The 14883-nt window shown below is 66.6% G+C and carries 13 protein-coding genes; 6 read left to right on the top strand and 7 right to left on the bottom strand.

Annotated elements, in window-relative coordinates; all coding sequences use genetic code 11:
- The first annotated feature begins 39 nt into the window (after window positions 1–39).
- On the top strand, window positions 40–1365 hold the full coding sequence (gene rimO / locus ACQKIE_RS18275) for a 30S ribosomal protein S12 methylthiotransferase RimO (RefSeq protein WP_427461816.1): 1326 nt from the start codon (window positions 40–42) through the stop codon (window positions 1363–1365).
- Between the two features lie 4 nt (window positions 1366–1369).
- Window positions 1370–2158, top strand: a complete 789-nt coding sequence (locus ACQKIE_RS18270; RefSeq protein ID WP_427461814.1) for a DUF3025 domain-containing protein — start codon at window positions 1370–1372, stop codon at window positions 2156–2158.
- A 16-nt stretch (window positions 2159–2174) separates the two neighbouring features.
- Here the strand turns inward: ACQKIE_RS18270 and ACQKIE_RS18265 are convergent, their stop codons facing one another.
- Window positions 2175–2810 (bottom strand): response regulator, encoded by a 636-nt coding sequence (locus ACQKIE_RS18265; RefSeq protein ID WP_427461812.1) that lies wholly within the window; start codon window positions 2808–2810, stop codon window positions 2175–2177.
- Between the two features lie 84 nt (window positions 2811–2894).
- Between ACQKIE_RS18265 and ACQKIE_RS18260 the strand changes: the two genes are divergently transcribed.
- Entirely contained in the window at window positions 2895–6449 is a 3555-nt protein-coding gene (locus ACQKIE_RS18260; protein ID WP_427461810.1) for an ATP-binding protein, read from the top strand.
- A 6-nt stretch (window positions 6450–6455) separates the two neighbouring features.
- On the opposite strand, the gene greB is transcribed toward ACQKIE_RS18260, so the two are convergent.
- Genes greB through ACQKIE_RS18245 form a run of 3 tightly spaced genes read right to left on the bottom strand, consistent with a single transcriptional unit; the run spans window position 6456 to window position 9714 of the window.
- Window positions 6456–6956 (bottom strand): transcription elongation factor GreB, encoded by a 501-nt coding sequence (greB, locus tag ACQKIE_RS18255; protein WP_427461808.1) that lies wholly within the window; start codon window positions 6954–6956, stop codon window positions 6456–6458.
- The gene (locus ACQKIE_RS18250) at window positions 6953–8215 is read right to left on the bottom strand and encodes a DUF4013 domain-containing protein (RefSeq protein ID WP_427461806.1); all 1263 of its coding nucleotides are present in this window, start codon (window positions 8213–8215) and stop codon (window positions 6953–6955) included. Before ACQKIE_RS18250 ends, greB begins: the two co-directional genes overlap by 4 nt.
- Window positions 8216–8217: 2 nt before the next feature.
- Entirely contained in the window at window positions 8218–9714 is a 1497-nt protein-coding gene (locus tag ACQKIE_RS18245; protein ID WP_427461804.1) for a helicase HerA-like domain-containing protein, read from the bottom strand.
- A 134-nt stretch (window positions 9715–9848) separates the two neighbouring features.
- Here ACQKIE_RS18245 and ACQKIE_RS18240 point away from each other — a divergent pair, with 134 nt between their 5' ends.
- Window positions 9849–11375 (top strand): transglycosylase SLT domain-containing protein, encoded by a 1527-nt coding sequence (locus ACQKIE_RS18240; protein ID WP_427461801.1) that lies wholly within the window; start codon window positions 9849–9851, stop codon window positions 11373–11375.
- A gap of 8 nt (window positions 11376–11383) precedes the next feature.
- Here ACQKIE_RS18240 and ACQKIE_RS18235 read toward each other — a convergent pair whose 3' ends face one another.
- The 3 genes from ACQKIE_RS18235 to ACQKIE_RS18225 form a co-directional block, all read right to left on the bottom strand.
- On the bottom strand, window positions 11384–11830 hold the full coding sequence (locus tag ACQKIE_RS18235; RefSeq protein ID WP_427461799.1) for a hypothetical protein: 447 nt from the start codon (window positions 11828–11830) through the stop codon (window positions 11384–11386).
- Window positions 11831–11959: 129 nt separating this feature from the next.
- Entirely contained in the window at window positions 11960–12817 is an 858-nt protein-coding gene (asd, locus tag ACQKIE_RS18230) for an archaetidylserine decarboxylase (RefSeq protein ID WP_427461797.1), read from the bottom strand.
- A 37-nt stretch (window positions 12818–12854) separates the two neighbouring features.
- Window positions 12855–13778: a LysR substrate-binding domain-containing protein gene (locus tag ACQKIE_RS18225; protein ID WP_427461795.1), complete on the bottom strand. Its 924-nt coding sequence runs from the start codon at window positions 13776–13778 to the stop codon at window positions 12855–12857.
- A 122-nt stretch (window positions 13779–13900) separates the two neighbouring features.
- On the opposite strand from ACQKIE_RS18225, the gene ACQKIE_RS18220 reads away from it, so the two are divergent.
- Both ACQKIE_RS18220 and ACQKIE_RS18215 read left to right on the top strand, forming a co-directional pair.
- On the top strand, window positions 13901–14635 hold the full coding sequence (locus ACQKIE_RS18220) for an SDR family NAD(P)-dependent oxidoreductase (RefSeq protein WP_427461793.1): 735 nt from the start codon (window positions 13901–13903) through the stop codon (window positions 14633–14635).
- Between the two features lie 7 nt (window positions 14636–14642).
- The gene (locus ACQKIE_RS18215) at window positions 14643–14864 is read left to right on the top strand and encodes a tautomerase family protein (RefSeq protein WP_427461791.1); all 222 of its coding nucleotides are present in this window, start codon (window positions 14643–14645) and stop codon (window positions 14862–14864) included.
- Window positions 14865–14883 lie beyond the last annotated feature (19 nt).

Genomic DNA, 14883 nt, shown 5'->3' with positions numbered 1-14883 from the left:
CTGTACACTTTGGCGTTTTTAGCCGCCGCTAAGCCTGTCATGAACACTGCACCCCGTCCCGGAAACCGTATAGGTATAGTATCCCTAGGCTGCCCGAAGGCGCTCGTCGATTCCGAACGCATCCTCACCCAGCTCAAGGTCGAGGGCTACGAGATCGTTCCCACCTACGGTGCCGCCGACGCGGTGGTGGTCAACACCTGCGGGTTCATCGACTCCGCCGTGCAGGAGTCCCTCGACGCCATCGGCGAGGCGCTGCACGAGAACGGCAAGGTGATCGTCACCGGCTGCCTCGGCAAGCGGCAGGAACTGATCCGCGAAAGCTATCCCGACGTGCTGGCCATCACCGGCCCGCAGGATTACGCGTCGGTCATGAGCGCGGTGCACCAGGCACTGCCGCCTACGCGCAACAAGTTCCTCGACCTCGTGCCCGACACGGGCGTCAAGCTCACGCCGAAGCACTACGCGTACCTGAAGATCTCGGAGGGCTGCAACCATCGTTGCAGCTTCTGCATCATCCCGTCGATGCGCGGCGACCTGGTCAGCCGTCCGGTGGACCAGGTGCTCATCGAGGCCGAGAAGCTCGTGAAGGGCGGCGTGAAGGAGCTGCTGGTCATCTCGCAGGACACCAGCGCCTACGGCGTGGACGTCCGCTATGCCGAGCGCGAATGGCGCGGCAAGGCGTATCGCACGCGCATGACGGAGCTCTGCGAAGGCCTGGGCGAGCTCGGCGTATGGACTCGCCTGCACTACGTCTATCCTTATCCGCACGTGGACGAAGTGATGCCGTTGATGGGCGAGGGAAAGATCCTTCCGTACCTCGACATCCCGTTCCAGCACGCCAGCCCGCGCATCCTCAAGCTGATGAAGCGTCCGGGCAACGTCGACAAGACGCTGGAGCGCATCCAGAACTGGCGCCGCCAGGTGCCGGACCTCACGATCCGCAGCACCTTCATCGTTGGCTTCCCTGGCGAGACCCATGCCGAGTTCCAGGAACTGCTCGACTTCCTGCGCGAAGCGGAACTCGATCGCGTCGGCGCGTTCGCCTACTCGCCGGTGGACGGTGCGAAGGCCAACGACCTGCCGGGGCAGATCGACGAGGAACTGAAGGAAGATCGCCTCGAACAGTTCATGGCGGTGCAGGCGGAGATCTCTGCCGCAAAGCTGCAGCGGAAGATCGGCAAGACCGTGAAGGTGCTCGTCGACGAGATCGACTCGGAGGGCGCATGGGGTCGTTCCAGCGCCGACGCACCGGAAATCGATGGCGCGGTTCGCATCGACGACGGGCAGTTGCTGAAGCCGGGACAGTTCGTCGACGTGCTCGTGGAAGACGCGGACGCACACGGCCTTTACGGCCGTCTGGCCTGATTCCATGCGTCACGTGGCGCCCACGCGGGACGCGCTCGATCGGGGCGTCCTCGCAAGGCCGCCACTGTCGGACTGGGCGGCTTTCGCTACGTTCGTGCGCGACCGTGAATGGCCCGATATCGAGCGCCTCAACGCGCTTTGGCCGGTGGGATCGAGCTACCGCTTTGTGCTCCAGGACAAATCCTTGCTGGCGGATGGCCTGCATTACGAAGAACGTATCGCGCGACAACACGCGATCGCGACGCGTCCCGAGAACTGGCACGACCTCTTCAACGCCTTCGTCTGGCTGCGCCATGGTGCCATCAAGCGCGCACTGAACGCGCGGCAGATGGCCGAGATCGCCGTCATGGGGCCCCGCGAGCGATCGCGACCGCAGTACGCGCTGACGCATTTCGACGAGGCCGGGCTGATCGTGACGCTGCCGGACGACGGCATGCTGGACGCCTGGAACGCGCACGACTGGCATCGACTGTTCTGGACGTATCGCGACGCATGGCGCCACGGCGAGGCGCGCGTCGACGTCTTCGGGCATGCCTTGCTCGAGCACGCGCTGACGCCGGGCAAACTACTCGTGGGCAAGGCGCTCGTCGTGATGCGGCAGGACAATGCCGCCGCGCGTTGCGCGGAGGCTATCGCGTCTGGCGACGTCCTCAACGATCCGTTGGAACTGCGGCCGCTGCCGGTATCCGGCGTGCCGGGATGGCACGCGGATACGTCGGACGAGTCGTTCTACGCGAACGCGCCATGCTTCCAGCCATTGCGCCCCGGCCGGACGTATCCGGCGCCTTTGTAAGGCGCTCCGGCGGTTCCTATAGAAGCCCGTGGTCGCGCGCGTAGTCGAGGAGCAGACCGTCGTGGTCCACGCCGAGTTTGCGCATCGCGTCGCGTTTTTGCCGGCTGATGGTCTTCACGGACTTGCCTTCGCGATCCGCGATCTGCTGCAGCGACATCCCACCGACGAACAGCTTGATGACCTCGGTCTCGCGCGGCGACAACGCGGCGCCGGGCATCGCCGAATAGGCTTCGTCCGTTTCGTTGAGGATGTCGAGCAGGGTTTCGCTCAGGTAGGTTTCGCCGGTTGCCACCGCGCGCACGGCGACTGGCAGTTCGTCCATCGGGGCGCGCTTGTCGACGATGCCGCGTACACCGCGATGGAGCATGGACATCAGCGCGGCGGGTCGATTGATCATGGTGAGCACCACCACCGCGAGTTGCGGATAGGTTTTTCCGATCGTCTCGATCAAGGCGAAACCATCGTCCTGCCGGCCGCTCGGCATGAGAAAATCCGTAATCACGACATCGCAAGGGCGGTCCGCGAGCATCGCTAAAAGCTCGTCCGCCGCCTGTGCCTCACCCACTACGTCGATGTGCGCCGTCCTCAGCGCCAGAGCGCCGCCAACGAGGACCAGGGGGTGGTCGTCTGCCAAAATGACCTTGAGTGGCATGCCTCGTGTTCTCCTTCCTGCATTGCGGTACGGCTGACTTCCGACCGATTATGCCCTGAAGGCCCCTCCGACGAAGCCCACCCCGTGATCCGACGCCTGTTCCTGTTAATCCTGCTCGTGCTGGCGACTCCGCTCGTGGTGGCCGCGGAAACGCCGCTGCCACGCGAGGACGCGGCGTGGTTGCGGCACCACCCGGTCCTCACCGTCGGCGCCTACCAGGAGGGCTATCCGCCGTTCGAGGAACTGCGCGAGGGCGAATTGGAGGGCCTGGGACCCGATTACCTTCGCGAGATCGCCAAGGAGCTGGGCGTCACGCTGCAAACGCGAACCTTCGCGACATGGCCGGATTTGCTTGCCGCGCTGGCAAAGGGCGAGATCGACGTCGCCACATCGGTCACGCCGCTCGAGAAGGGGATGCCGGGCATTCGCATCGGCGCCACCTATTTCGAGTCGCTGCCCGCGCTGGTGGAGCGCAACGACGCGCCGATCGCCCACCGGCCGGGCGACCTGCGTGGCAAGCGCCTTGCCGTGCACGCCGGCTATTTCGATCTGGCCGCGCTGCGCCGCGAGTTGCCCGAGACGACCCTGGTCGAGACACGCTCCACCGAGGAAGCGCTGTCGCTGGTGCGCTCGGGGGGCGTCACGGCCTATATCGACAACCCGTATTCGGCACGAGAGTTCGTCTCGCGGCTGGGATGGGAGGGCGAACTTCGCGTGGGCGCGCCGTTGGCGTTGCCGATCAGCGCGCTGGCATTCGCCGTGCCAGCCGACCGCGCTCCCTTGGGCCACGCGATCGACGAAGCGCTCGGCGAGCTCACGGCGGCCGACCACGGACGCCTCCGCGCCCGTTGGATCGGACGCGACATCGCCCCTCGACCCCGTCAGGAAGGCATTCCCCTCAGCGAGAAGGAAAAGGCCTGGCTGAAGGCGTTGCCGCCGTTGCGCCTCGGTGTGGACCCCAGCTATGCGCCTTTCAGCCTGCTCTCCGGCAAAGGCGAGGCGGAGGGCCTGGCGCTCGACTACGTGCGGGAGATCGCGGCCGAGCTGGGCCTCCGTCTCACCCAGGTGCCGAGCGAGAACTGGGCCGATACGGTGCAGCGCGTGCGGCACGGCGACGTGGATCTGGTCGCCGCCATCAATCCCCAAAGCGCGACGTTTCCGCACCTCGAGCCGAGCGTTCCCTACCTCGACTTCCCGATCATGATCGTGACCCGCGAAGGCTCGCCCACGATCGCCGGTGCGGACGACCTGGCAGGCAAGCGTGTGCTCGGCAACGTCACGCGCGAACCGATCCGCCGACTGCTCGCTCGCATCCCCAACGTGCAGGCGATGCCGGTCGACACGGAGCGCGAAGGCATGCGTCGTCTGGCCGCCGGTGAGGCGGATGCCTTCGTCGGCAACCTCGCCTCCGTCGATTTCCACATCCGCGACGCGTTCCTCGGGCAGCTCAAGGTCGCCGCGCCTACCGGCGACAGCGAAGCGATCGCGATCGGCGTCAGCCGCGACCTCGCACCGTTGCTGCCGCTCGTGAACCGCGCGCTGATGAACCTTTCGGTGCATCGCCAGCAGGAGATCCGCAACACATGGTTCGCCGCGCACTATGTCGTCGGGCCCACGTGGCGCGAGATCGCCAGCCGTGTGCTGCCCTTCGTGGCGGTGCTGCTGGTGTCGCTGGTAGCGATCAGCTATGCGTACCTCAACCTTCGCCGGGAAACCCGCCGTCGCGAGCGCACGGAACGCCGGCTCGCGGAAGTCACCGCGCACGTGCCCGCCGTCGTTTACGAGGCCGTGCGTGGCACCGACGGCGCGTACGCCATGACGTATGTGGGCGGCGACCCGCAAAGCATCCTCGGCATGGAGCCGGCGGAGTTGCTGGCCGGGGAGGCGACGATGCTCGCGCCGGTGCCGGACGACGATCGCGAAAAGCTGCGCGCCGCCTTCGAGCGTTCCGCGCGCGAACTGCAGCCGCTGCATGTCACGGTGCGTGCCCAGGTCGATGGACGCGTCCGTTACCTCAGCTCCGATGCGGTGCCGTTGGCGGCGGCGGACGGCACCGTGCGCTGGAACGGTTACTGGGTGGACGTGACAGCGCAGGAACTGGCATCGCGCGGCGTGGCGCGCGCACGTGACGAAGCGGAGGCGGCCACGCGAGCGAAAAGCGACTTCCTCGCCACCATCAGTCACGAGATCCGCACCCCGATGAACGGCGTCATCGGCTTGCTCGATGTGCTCGAGCGCACGCGGCTCGACGATGCACAGCGCCGTATGGTGTCGACGATCGAGCACTCGGCCGAGGCCCTCCTGCACATCCTCGACGACGTGCTCGACTTCTCGAAGATCGAGGCCGGGCATCTCGAACTCGACGCGCAGCCATCGGACGTGCGTGCGATCGTCGAGGGTGCGCTCGCCATCCTTGCGGCACAGGCGGAAGCCAAGAGCCTCCGGCTGCACGCGAACATCGACGCGTCGCTGTCGCCGTTCCTCATGGTGGACGATGGCCGCCTGCGCCAGGTGCTCCTGAACCTGCTCGGCAACGCGATCAAGTTCACCAGCCGCGGCGAGGTCCGCGTCGATGTCCATGCCGACGAACGGCACGGGGCGCGGCAGCGCTTGCGCATCGTGGTGACGGACACCGGCATCGGCATCCACGCGGCGAAGCTGCGCCATGTCTTCGCGCCCTTCAGCCAAGCGGACTCCTCGACCAACCGCCGCTTCGGTGGCACGGGCCTGGGGCTCAGCATTTCGCGCCGGCTCATCGAGCGGATGGGCGGGCATATCGCCATCGAAAGCGAGCCGGGACGCGGCACGGTGGTGACCGTGACGCTCGAGCTACCCGTAGCCGAGGCACCGCCGCAACCCGTGCCGACACCGACGATCGCCGTGCCGGACGGACCCTCCGATCGTCGCGGCGCACGCATCCTCGTCGCCGAAGACCATCCGGTGAACCAGGAGCTCGTACGCGTGCAGTTGGCCATGCGCGGTTATGAATGCGACGTGGTGGACGACGGCATCGCCGCGCTGGCGGCGATAGGGTCGGCGACCTATGACCTGCTGCTGGTCGACTGCCACATGCCACGCATGGACGGCTATGAACTGGCTCGCGAGATTCGCCGGCGCGAGGAGGGTAGCGGGCGCCACCTGCCGATCGTGGCGATGACCGCCGATGCGCGGGCCGACCAGCGCGACCGGTGCCTCGCCGCAGGCATGGACGACCTGCTGCGCAAGCCGATTCGCCTGGAGGGCTTCCACGCCGCCATCGAACGCTGGCTGGCGCCGGAAGTCGACGACGCGGTGTCGATCGACATGGAACGCATGCGACGCGCCTTCGGTTCCGATGACAAGGTTGTCGCCGTCATGCGTGCCGGCGTCGCCACCACGCGTGACGCCTTGCATCGGCTACCGGCCATGCTCGAGCGCGGCGACGCCGACGAAGTGGCCGGGTGGATCCACCACGTGCTCGGTGGCGTGAACGTGTTCGGAAGCTTCGCCGTGGGCGAGGAGGGCGAGCGGATGGAGCTCGCATTGCGCGAGGGCGGGGCCGTCGACAGGATTATGCTCGATAGCTTCGCCGCGGAGATCGCGCGCTTCGCCGATGGGCTGGAGCGACAGGCTGAGGCCATGTCGCCCTCCCGAGCGTAGGTGCCTTCAGTCGTACTCGACCGAGACGACCGCGAAGCGCGTACGTCCGCCGGGCAATTCGGCCTCGAACTCGTCGTCCACCCGTTTCTTCAACACCGCGCGCGCCATGGGCGAGTCGACGCTGATCCAGCCCTTGCGCGCGTCCGTTTCGTCGGGCCCCACGATTCGGTATCGCACGGTTTCCCCGGTCTCGACGTTCTCGAGCTCCATGGTGGCGCCGAAGAACACCGCATCCCGTTGCGTCGGCGTCGCCTCGACCACCTTGAGCACGGGAATACGCTTACTCAGGTAACGCGCTCGCCGGTCGATCTCGCCGAGCTGCTTCTTGCGATAGGTGTATTCCGCGTTTTCCGAGCGATCGCCTTCGGCCGCCGCCGCGGCGAGTGCCTTCACCACCTCCGGCCGCACCGTGTGCCACAGGTGGTCGAGTTCGGCTTTCAGCCGCTCGAAGCCCTCGCGCGTGATGATCGCCGTCGACGAAGGAGATGGCGGGCGCCAGCGGCTCATGGCGCCGCCTTGCGCGAGTTGGCGAGCGAAGCCAGCAGGGCCTCGATATCCGCGCCGAGTGGATGCCCCGGATAGTCGTTCAACAGTCGACGGCCCAGCGCCGCCGCTTCCGCGACCTGGCCCAGCCGTTCGTGCATGCGCAGGGCGAGCAGCCCGTAATGCGGTGCCCCCATGTCCGCCGGCCATGCACGCAGGTAACCGAGCGCCAGGTGCAGTGCGAGCCGGGTCATGCCGCCGTGCGCCGCGGTGTCGGCGAGTGGGCCGCAGGTGAGCGTATCGTCGGGCAGGAAGGCTGGGTCCACCCCGAGGCAGTCCTGCACCACGCCGAGCGCGCGGCGCGTCTCCTTCGCGGCCACGAGCGCCGCGATCCATATCTGGCCATGGACGATCAGCTCGGGCAGGCGGTCCTGCGCGCGCAGCAGTTCGCGATAGCGCGCATGCAGGGGCGCGGGCGCGAGGCCCTCGCGTAGCCGTTCGGTGAGGATATCGGTAGCGGCCCGCACGTCATCACGAGCGATGAAGTTCACGTGCGACAGCAAGGCCATGTCGTCGTCCGGCTCCGCGGCCTCCGCGATCGCCGTCGATTCCGGCTGGTAGCCGAGTGCCTCGTGCCGGTGGTGGATGAGCGCGCCCATCAGATGGAAGTTGTAGACGGTGAGGTAGTTGGCGACGAGGTAGTAGCCCAGCGTGCCGAAGAAGGTCGGGCCATGGTCCTTCATCGCGTATTGGGCCGCTGCCTGGAGGAGGCTGCTGGCAAGCATGACGGCGAACAGAAGCAGGTAGGCGCGGCCGAAGCGGCTGATGGCCGCCACCCAGGTCACGGGGTTCAGCGCCGCGCCGACGCCGTCGAACGTGAGCGACATGGTGATCACCGGCAGCACGAAGGCGAACACCAGGGACACCAGCAAGCCCGGGACACCGAGGAACAACGGCGCCAGCACGCCGATGGCATTGCCGGTTAGCTGGATGATGATCAGCGCGACGCTGGTCTTGTCTTCGCTGTTGATGGCCAGCTCGGGCGGGTCGGCGTATCCGTCCGCGGTACGCCTGAGGCATTCGAAGGCGTAGGTGTACATGGCGACCCAGCCGACCACGATCACGAGCAGCTTCAGGCCCGTCACAGGCAGGAAGGCTATCGATTCGAACAGCGTGATCGCGCCGATGGTCATCGGCGCGGCGCCGCGCATGGGATAGCGCCAGCCCGTGCGGGCACGCTCGGCGAACGGCGTGGCGGCGTCGGCGGGCTCGTGCCGCGGCATGCTCAGCGCTTCCCGCCGAAGATGCTGCCCAGGATGCCGCGCACGATCTGCTGACCGGCGCGCGATCCCGCGGTACGCACCATCGATTTCGCCATGGTCTCGAGCATCCCTTGGCGTCGCTTCGTGCCGAAGACCGCATCGCGTACGACACCGCCCCAGTTCGTGCCACCGTCGTCGGGGGTTTCATCCTTCACCGCTGGCGCATCGGGCGAGTTCTTCGCGCTGGCGCGCGCGGCTAGGCGCTCTTCCGCAGACTCCCGGTTCACCGCCGTGTCGTACTTCCCTCCGACGGGAGAGCGCGAGCGCACCGCCGCACGTTCCTCCGCGGTGATCGCGCCGATGCGGCATTCCGGCGTCGACACGAGCACTTTCTGCACGGGCGAGGGTACGCCGCCATCGCCGAGGGTGGAGGCCAGCGCCTCGCCGGTGCCCAGCGTGCCGATGGTCTCGACGACATCGAGTTTGGGATTGCGGGCGAAGGTTTCCGCGGCCGCCTTCACCGCCTTCTGGTCTCGCGGCGTGAAAGCGCGCAACGCGTGTTGCACGCGATTGCCGAGCTGGCCGAGGATTTCTCCCGGTACGTCGTCCGGGTTCTGCGAACAGAAATAGACGCCCACGCCTTTCGAACGGATGAGCCGCACCACTTGCTCGACACGCTGGCGCAGCGCAGGCGGCGCATCGTCGAACAGCAGGTGCGCCTCGTCGAAGAAGAACACCATCTTCGGCTGCTCGAGGTCGCCGACTTCCGGCAATTGCTCGAACAGTTCGGACAGCAGCCAGAGCAGGAAGGTGGAGTACAGCCTGGGCTTGAGGATGAGCGTGTCGGCGGCGAGGACGCTGATGACGCCACGCCCGCTCATGTCCTGGCGCATCAGGTCGGCGAGCTCCAGCGCCGGCTCCCCGAAGAACGCATCCGCGCCGTCCTGTTCCAGTCTCAACAGGGAGCGTTGGATCGCAGCCACGCTCTGCGCGCTGATCAATCCGTAGCGCGCGGAGATGTCTTTCGCATGGTCCGCGGCGAAAGCGAGCATCGCGCGCAGGTCGGCGAGGTCGAGCAGCAAGAGTCCCTCGTCGTCGGCGACACGGAAGATCACTTCCATCACGCCTTCCTGGGTGTCGTTGAGTTCCAGGATGCGGGAGAGCAGGGTGGGGCCCATCTCGGACACGGTGGCGCGTACGGGATGCCCGGCCTTGCCGTAGATGTCCCAGAACACGACGGGATTCGCCTGTGGTTTCCAGTCCGTCAGTCCCAGCTTCGCCAGGCGGGCAGCGAGCTTCTCCGATGGCGCGCCGGCGGCTTGCGCCAGCCCGGCGAGGTCTCCCTTGGCATCGGCCAGGAAGCACGGGACGCCCATGCGCGAGAAGCCCTCGGCTAGGAGCATGAGGCTCACCGACTTACCGGTGCCCGTGGCGCCGGCGATCATGCCGTGCCGGTTGCCGTAGCGGGAGTCGAGGGAAACGGCGTCGCCGTCGCCCCGGCCGATCAGGATCGTTGCCATGGTTCCTCCTTAAGAAGCGCCTGAACAAGTCTACGCAACGGCACGCCGTTACGGAGGATTTTCACCGCAATCGCTTGAGTCCGGCGGTCCCGGGGGGTAACGTTGCCGGCAATGTCTTACCCCCGAGTCCGTGCATGCCCGTCCGTATTCCGCGCCCCTTCCTGATCCTTCCGCTGGCGATCCTGGCCGGCTGCGCATCGAGCGGCGCCCCCCGTTCCGGCAAGGCCACGCCCGAGGTCAATGCCTTGTACGACCGGATGAACCAGGCGAGCAAGGGGTACGAAGCGTCGATCGACCAGGCGCGTCGTGGCGACACGCCGGAGGCGGCCCTCACGCGCAAGCAGGCGCTCGACCAGTTGAAGGATGCATCGGCACGCTGCGCCCTCACCGCGGGATGCGACCCGCAACGCTTTGCGGCCGTGTTCGACCGTCTGCTTCGCCTGAAGGACGGCAGCTTCATCGAGGGCGAAGACGCCGACGACACGGAGCAGGAAGCCGAAGTAGGCGCCCAGCCGGGCGACGCGTCCGGATCGGTCGTGGTTGGCGCCCTTCCGCAGGCCCAGCGCAGCGTCACGACGCTGAAAGGCCAGCAGTTCTCCGACCTCATGGTCATGAATGGCCCCGTGAAGGCCGCGCTCGAAATGTGGCTGACCCAGCTGCGTCCCAACCTCATGGACGCATACGTCAACTACCAGATGATGCGTTACAAGATGTGGCCGGCCTACAAGAAGGCCGACCTGCCGGAAGCGTTGCTGTTCGGCATCATGGCCAAGGAATCGGGCGGCAAGGTGCACGCGGTATCGCGCTCCGGCGCGTCCGGGCCCCTGCAATTCATGTACGCCACGGGCCTCCGTTTCGGACTGTCGAATGCCGACGGCTTCGACCAGCGCTTCGATCCGACCATGGCCGCGCAGGCCAATGCCGAGTACATCGACGAGCAGCTGGGCACCTTCAACAACAATCTGGAACTCACGCTGGCCGCGTACAACGGCGGCGAAGGGCGCATGAAACGCATCGCCGCGGCGAACCCGGGCGCCGGGTTCTACGACCCGCAGATCTACGGGCAGATGTCCGCGGAAACTCGCGATTACGTGCCGATGGTGCTCGCCGCGGCGTGGCTGTTCCTCCACCCCGACAGCTACCACCTGACTTGGCCGAAGGTCGACGGGGAGCCGGGCCAGATCGTGCTGAAGCGTCCCGCGTCGCTCGCGGAGCTCACCGTCTGCCTCGGTTCCGCCCAGGGCATGTCGGAAGGTTGGTTCCGCACGCTGCGCAACCTCAATCCGCGCCTGGACCCGCAGGTGAGCCAGCCGATGGGCGCGCGCCTCGAGGTGCCGAAGCAGTTGGAAAAGGCCTACGCGACCAGCTGCACCGATGGTCCGTGGCCCATCCTCGCCAGCGATTTGCACAACGCGGTGAAGATCGTCGCCCCGGCGGCGCCCGCGGCAACCTCGGCCGCCCTCGCGAGTGGACCGTCGCCGTCGACGGCGAAGTCGTCGTCCCGCGCGTCGAAGCGCTATACGGTGCGTCGCGGTGACACGCTCGTGGGTATCGCGCGCAAGAGCAACTGTGCGGATGTCGAAGACATCGCACGCATGAACGAGCTCAAGGGACACCAGTTGAAAGTGGGGCAGGCGATCCGCGTGCCCGTGTGCCGCTGAGGGGCGGCTTACGCCATCGCGTGCGGCTCGTTCATCCACGTCGCGGTGGAGTCATGTCGTTCCGACGCTGACAGCTCCTTGATCTGGCGCATCAGGCGGAGGATCTGACGGTGCAGTTCCTCGATGCCGGGGCGGCGTGAATCCAGTGTCTCGTGGTAGACGGAGGCGATCCAGAGGGCGACGCCACGGGTGGCGATCAGCGGGTTTTCCGAACGCGCCTTGCCCAGCCCGATGTCCGGGCCGTGCCCGTACGTGCTGTAACGCTCTTCCGGCGGCGTGCCATACAGGTGGGGGAAATCGCAGGCCGCTGCCTGTTCCATCTCGCGCCGGACCAGTTGCTGGAGGTCGGCGTGCGCACGTACCGGGAGTGCGAGCACGACACGTTCGATATCGGCGAGCTGCCGGCGAAGGCGGATCTCGCGATTCACGGCGATGAGATGAGTGACCAGACGCATGGACGACTTCCCCTAGTGCGGATGCTTCTTGTGGTCCCGGCGCCTTCCCCGGTAAGGCAGCGGTTCAGGGAGAATACCCCGGTCATGCGTCAAATGTAAGACGTTTTCGTCACATTGTGACGCACTTCGTCAGGGGGTGGCGCCCGCGCCGCCGGTCCAGCGGCCGAGGCGCTGCCCGACCATAACCTGCTGTAAGGGTTGAAGTTCGTCGAGGGTGTAACCCTCCGGCAACAGCAAGATGACGGTGGAGCCCATGTTGAAGCGGGCCATCTCGGCGAAGCGCTCGAGCTTCACGTGCCGGTCGCGGCAATCGTGGCGGCGGATCTCGGACGCGTAGGGCGGAATCGCCAGCCCGTCCCACACCGTGGCCACGCTGGACACCAGGATCGCTCCCACCATCACCGAGACGAATGGGCCGTGCTCGCCATGGAAATGGCAGACCAACCGCTCGTTGCGCGCGAAGAGGCGAGGAATCGCCTCCACCGCGAAGGGCGCGACGCTGAAGATGCGCCCGGGCACGTGCGTGGTGCCGGTGAGTTCGCCCTCGAGCGGCATGTGCACGCGGTGGTAATCGCGCGGCGAGAGGTAGATGGTCACGAAGCTGCCGTTGCGAAACGGTACGGCCGCGGCCTCGTCGCCGAGCAGTTCGGCCGCGGTGTAGTCCTGCCCCTTGGCCTGGAAGATCCGCCCGTCGCGGATTCGCCCGGATTGGCTGATGCGACCGTCCGCCGGCGACACGAGCACGGAGGGATCCGGGTCCGCTCGGCGGGCATCGGCCTTCAGCTTTCGGGTGAAGAACGCATTGAAGTGCTGGTAGGCGAAGGGATCGGGCTGGGCGGCCTGGCTCATGTCCACGTCGTAGCGCTGCACGATCTCCCGGATGAGGAAGTTCTTCCATGGCGCCCATTCCCAGCGTGTCGCCCAATAGACGATGCGGGAAAGGAAGCGGTGCGGGAGGATGTATTGCAGCAGGACGTTGGGCTTCATGCGCGGGAGTATAGGGGACAGGGCCGGATGGACCCAGTCAGGTCGCCTGTGCCGGGGTGACCCGCGTCGCGAGGAAATCGATGAAGGCACGGACGCGCGGGGGCACGAAGCGACTGTGCGGATAGATCACGTTGTAAGGCCTGGTCCTTCCGCCGAACGGTTGCAGCAGTTCCACCAGCGACCCCTTGGCCAGGTCTTCCTCCACCACGAAGCGATAGGTCTGGAAGATGCCGGCGCCCGCACGCGCGAGGGTGACGCCACCGAGTACGTCGTCCGACACGGTGAAGCTGCTCTCCGCGTCGAACTCGATGTCCTCACCGTTTTCGCGAAACAGCCAGGGTATCCGGCGACCGCTGCTGGGCAGGTCGAACTGGATGCATTCGTGCCGCGCCAGGTCGGCTATCGAACCTGGGACGCCGTGTGCCTCGAGGTAAGCCGGCGTCGCGACGATCACGAGCGGCGCGTCTTCGAGGTGGCGCGCGATCAGCGAAGAATCGGCCGGGGCGCGCACGCGAATCGCGAGATCGAACGCGTCGTCCGCGAAGCCGACATTGCGGTTGGCGATATGCAGGTCGAGCCGGATGCCGGGGTGCTCGCGATGGAAGTCCGGCAAGCGGGGTAGCAGACGGTAATGCGCGTACGTCGTCGGCACGCTGATGCGCAGCCGTCCCGATAACCGCGTTTCCTGCCCGCTCGCCATGCGTTCCGCATCGGCGAACTGCGCGAGGGCCTGGCGGCACTGTTCCATGTAGACGCGGCCGGCGTCCGTGAGGCGGATCTGTCGGGTGCTGCGAACGAAAAGGCGCACGCCCAGCCGGGCCTCCAAACGGGCAACCGAGCGGCTTACCGCCGCCGGCGTCACGCCCGCGGCCGTGGCGGCCGCCGTGAACCCGCCGAGTTCGCCCGCCAGGCAGAACAGCTCGATGCTGCCGAGCATCAGGTCGTCGAATTGCCGGTGCATGTCTTTACACCATGTAACGAGTCAATTGCTCGCAATCATATTTATCTACTGGCGGCGCATCAATAGATTGTGGGTCAGCCCGAGCCGACCGGCCGGGACCTTTCCATATCCGGAGCACTTCCATGAGCACCCGACAAACCGTCATCGTCACCGGCGCCTCCAGCGGCCTCGGCTTCGCCATCGCCAAGACGTTCCTCGACCTGGGTTACAACGTGGTCGGCAACGGCCGCGGCCAGGCACGCCTCGACGAGGCCGCCGCCGCCTTGGGCCATAGCGACCGATTCCTCACCGTCGCCGGCGACATCGCACTGCCCGAGACGGCGGAACGCCTTTTCGATCACGCCATCGAGGCGTTCGGCCAGGTTGACGTCCTGGTCAACAATGCCGGCATCTTCATCGCCAAGCCCTTCGCCGAGTACAGCGTGCAGGACATCGACGCGATGATCGACACGAACCTGCGTGGCGTCGTCTATCCGTCCCAGGTCGCGGCGCGTCACATGAGTGCGCGCAAGTCGGGGCACATCGTCAACATCACCGCGAACATCGGCATCCATCCGGACCGCAACGTGACGGCGGCGATGGCCGTGCTCATCAAGGGCGGCCTCAACGACATGACCCGGGCCCTCGCGCTCGAACTGTCGCCGTACGATGTGCGCGTGAGCGCGGTGGCGCCGGGTATCATCGAGACACCGATGCACTCGCCGGAAACCCACGGCTTCCTGAGCGGGCTCAACCCGATGGGGCGCCTCGGTCGTCCGGAAGACATCGCCGAAGCGGTCGTCTACCTCGTCCGCAGTTCCTTCATCAACGGTGTCGTGCTGCCGGTCGATGGCGGTGCGAGCACCGGCCGCTGGTAATGCCGCCATGCCCTTCGTCAATGTTCGCATCACGCGTGAAGGCAATACGCCCGCTCAGAAGGCCCAGGTGATCGCCGAGATCACCGAGACGCTGGAGCGGGTCCTGGGCAAGTCACCCGAAGTGACCCATGTCGTGATCGAGGAGATCGCGATGGAGGATTGGGGCTACCGTGGCGTTCCGACGTCGCAGCTGCGCGGCCCCGATCCTGGGCCAGTGGGTACGCCCTGACACTCGGTGCGTCGTTTCG

Source organism: Luteibacter sp. NPDC031894 (genome assembly GCF_050273135.1).
In the GTDB taxonomy this organism is placed as follows: domain Bacteria; phylum Pseudomonadota; class Gammaproteobacteria; order Xanthomonadales; family Rhodanobacteraceae; genus Luteibacter.
Note: the sequence above shows the minus strand (reverse complement) of the source record. Positions and strands in the feature narration are given on the sequence as shown.

Bases quoted from the DNA above. Each gene is read 5' to 3' on its own strand.
- rimO (WP_427461816.1), top strand. From the start codon at position 40: ATGAACACTGCACCCCGTCCCGGAAACCGTATAGGTATAGTATCCCTA.
- ACQKIE_RS18270 (WP_427461814.1), top strand. From the start codon at position 1,370: ATGCGTCACGTGGCGCCCACGCGGGACGCGCTCGATCGGGGCGTCCTC.
- ACQKIE_RS18265 (WP_427461812.1), bottom strand. From the start codon at position 2,810: ATGCCACTCAAGGTCATTTTGGCAGACGACCACCCCCTGGTCCTCGTT.
- greB (WP_427461808.1), bottom strand. From the start codon at position 6,956: ATGAGCCGCTGGCGCCCGCCATCTCCTTCGTCGACGGCGATCATCACG.
- ACQKIE_RS18250 (WP_427461806.1), bottom strand. From the start codon at position 8,215: ATGCCGCGGCACGAGCCCGCCGACGCCGCCACGCCGTTCGCCGAGCGT.
- ACQKIE_RS18245 (WP_427461804.1), bottom strand. From the start codon at position 9,714: ATGGCAACGATCCTGATCGGCCGGGGCGACGGCGACGCCGTTTCCCTC.
- ACQKIE_RS18240 (WP_427461801.1), top strand. From the start codon at position 9,849: ATGCCCGTCCGTATTCCGCGCCCCTTCCTGATCCTTCCGCTGGCGATC.
- ACQKIE_RS18235 (WP_427461799.1), bottom strand. From the start codon at position 11,830: ATGCGTCTGGTCACTCATCTCATCGCCGTGAATCGCGAGATCCGCCTT.
- asd (WP_427461797.1), bottom strand. From the start codon at position 12,817: ATGAAGCCCAACGTCCTGCTGCAATACATCCTCCCGCACCGCTTCCTT.
- ACQKIE_RS18225 (WP_427461795.1), bottom strand. From the start codon at position 13,778: ATGCACCGGCAATTCGACGACCTGATGCTCGGCAGCATCGAGCTGTTC.
- ACQKIE_RS18220 (WP_427461793.1), top strand. From the start codon at position 13,901: ATGAGCACCCGACAAACCGTCATCGTCACCGGCGCCTCCAGCGGCCTC.
- ACQKIE_RS18215 (WP_427461791.1), top strand. From the start codon at position 14,643: ATGCCCTTCGTCAATGTTCGCATCACGCGTGAAGGCAATACGCCCGCT.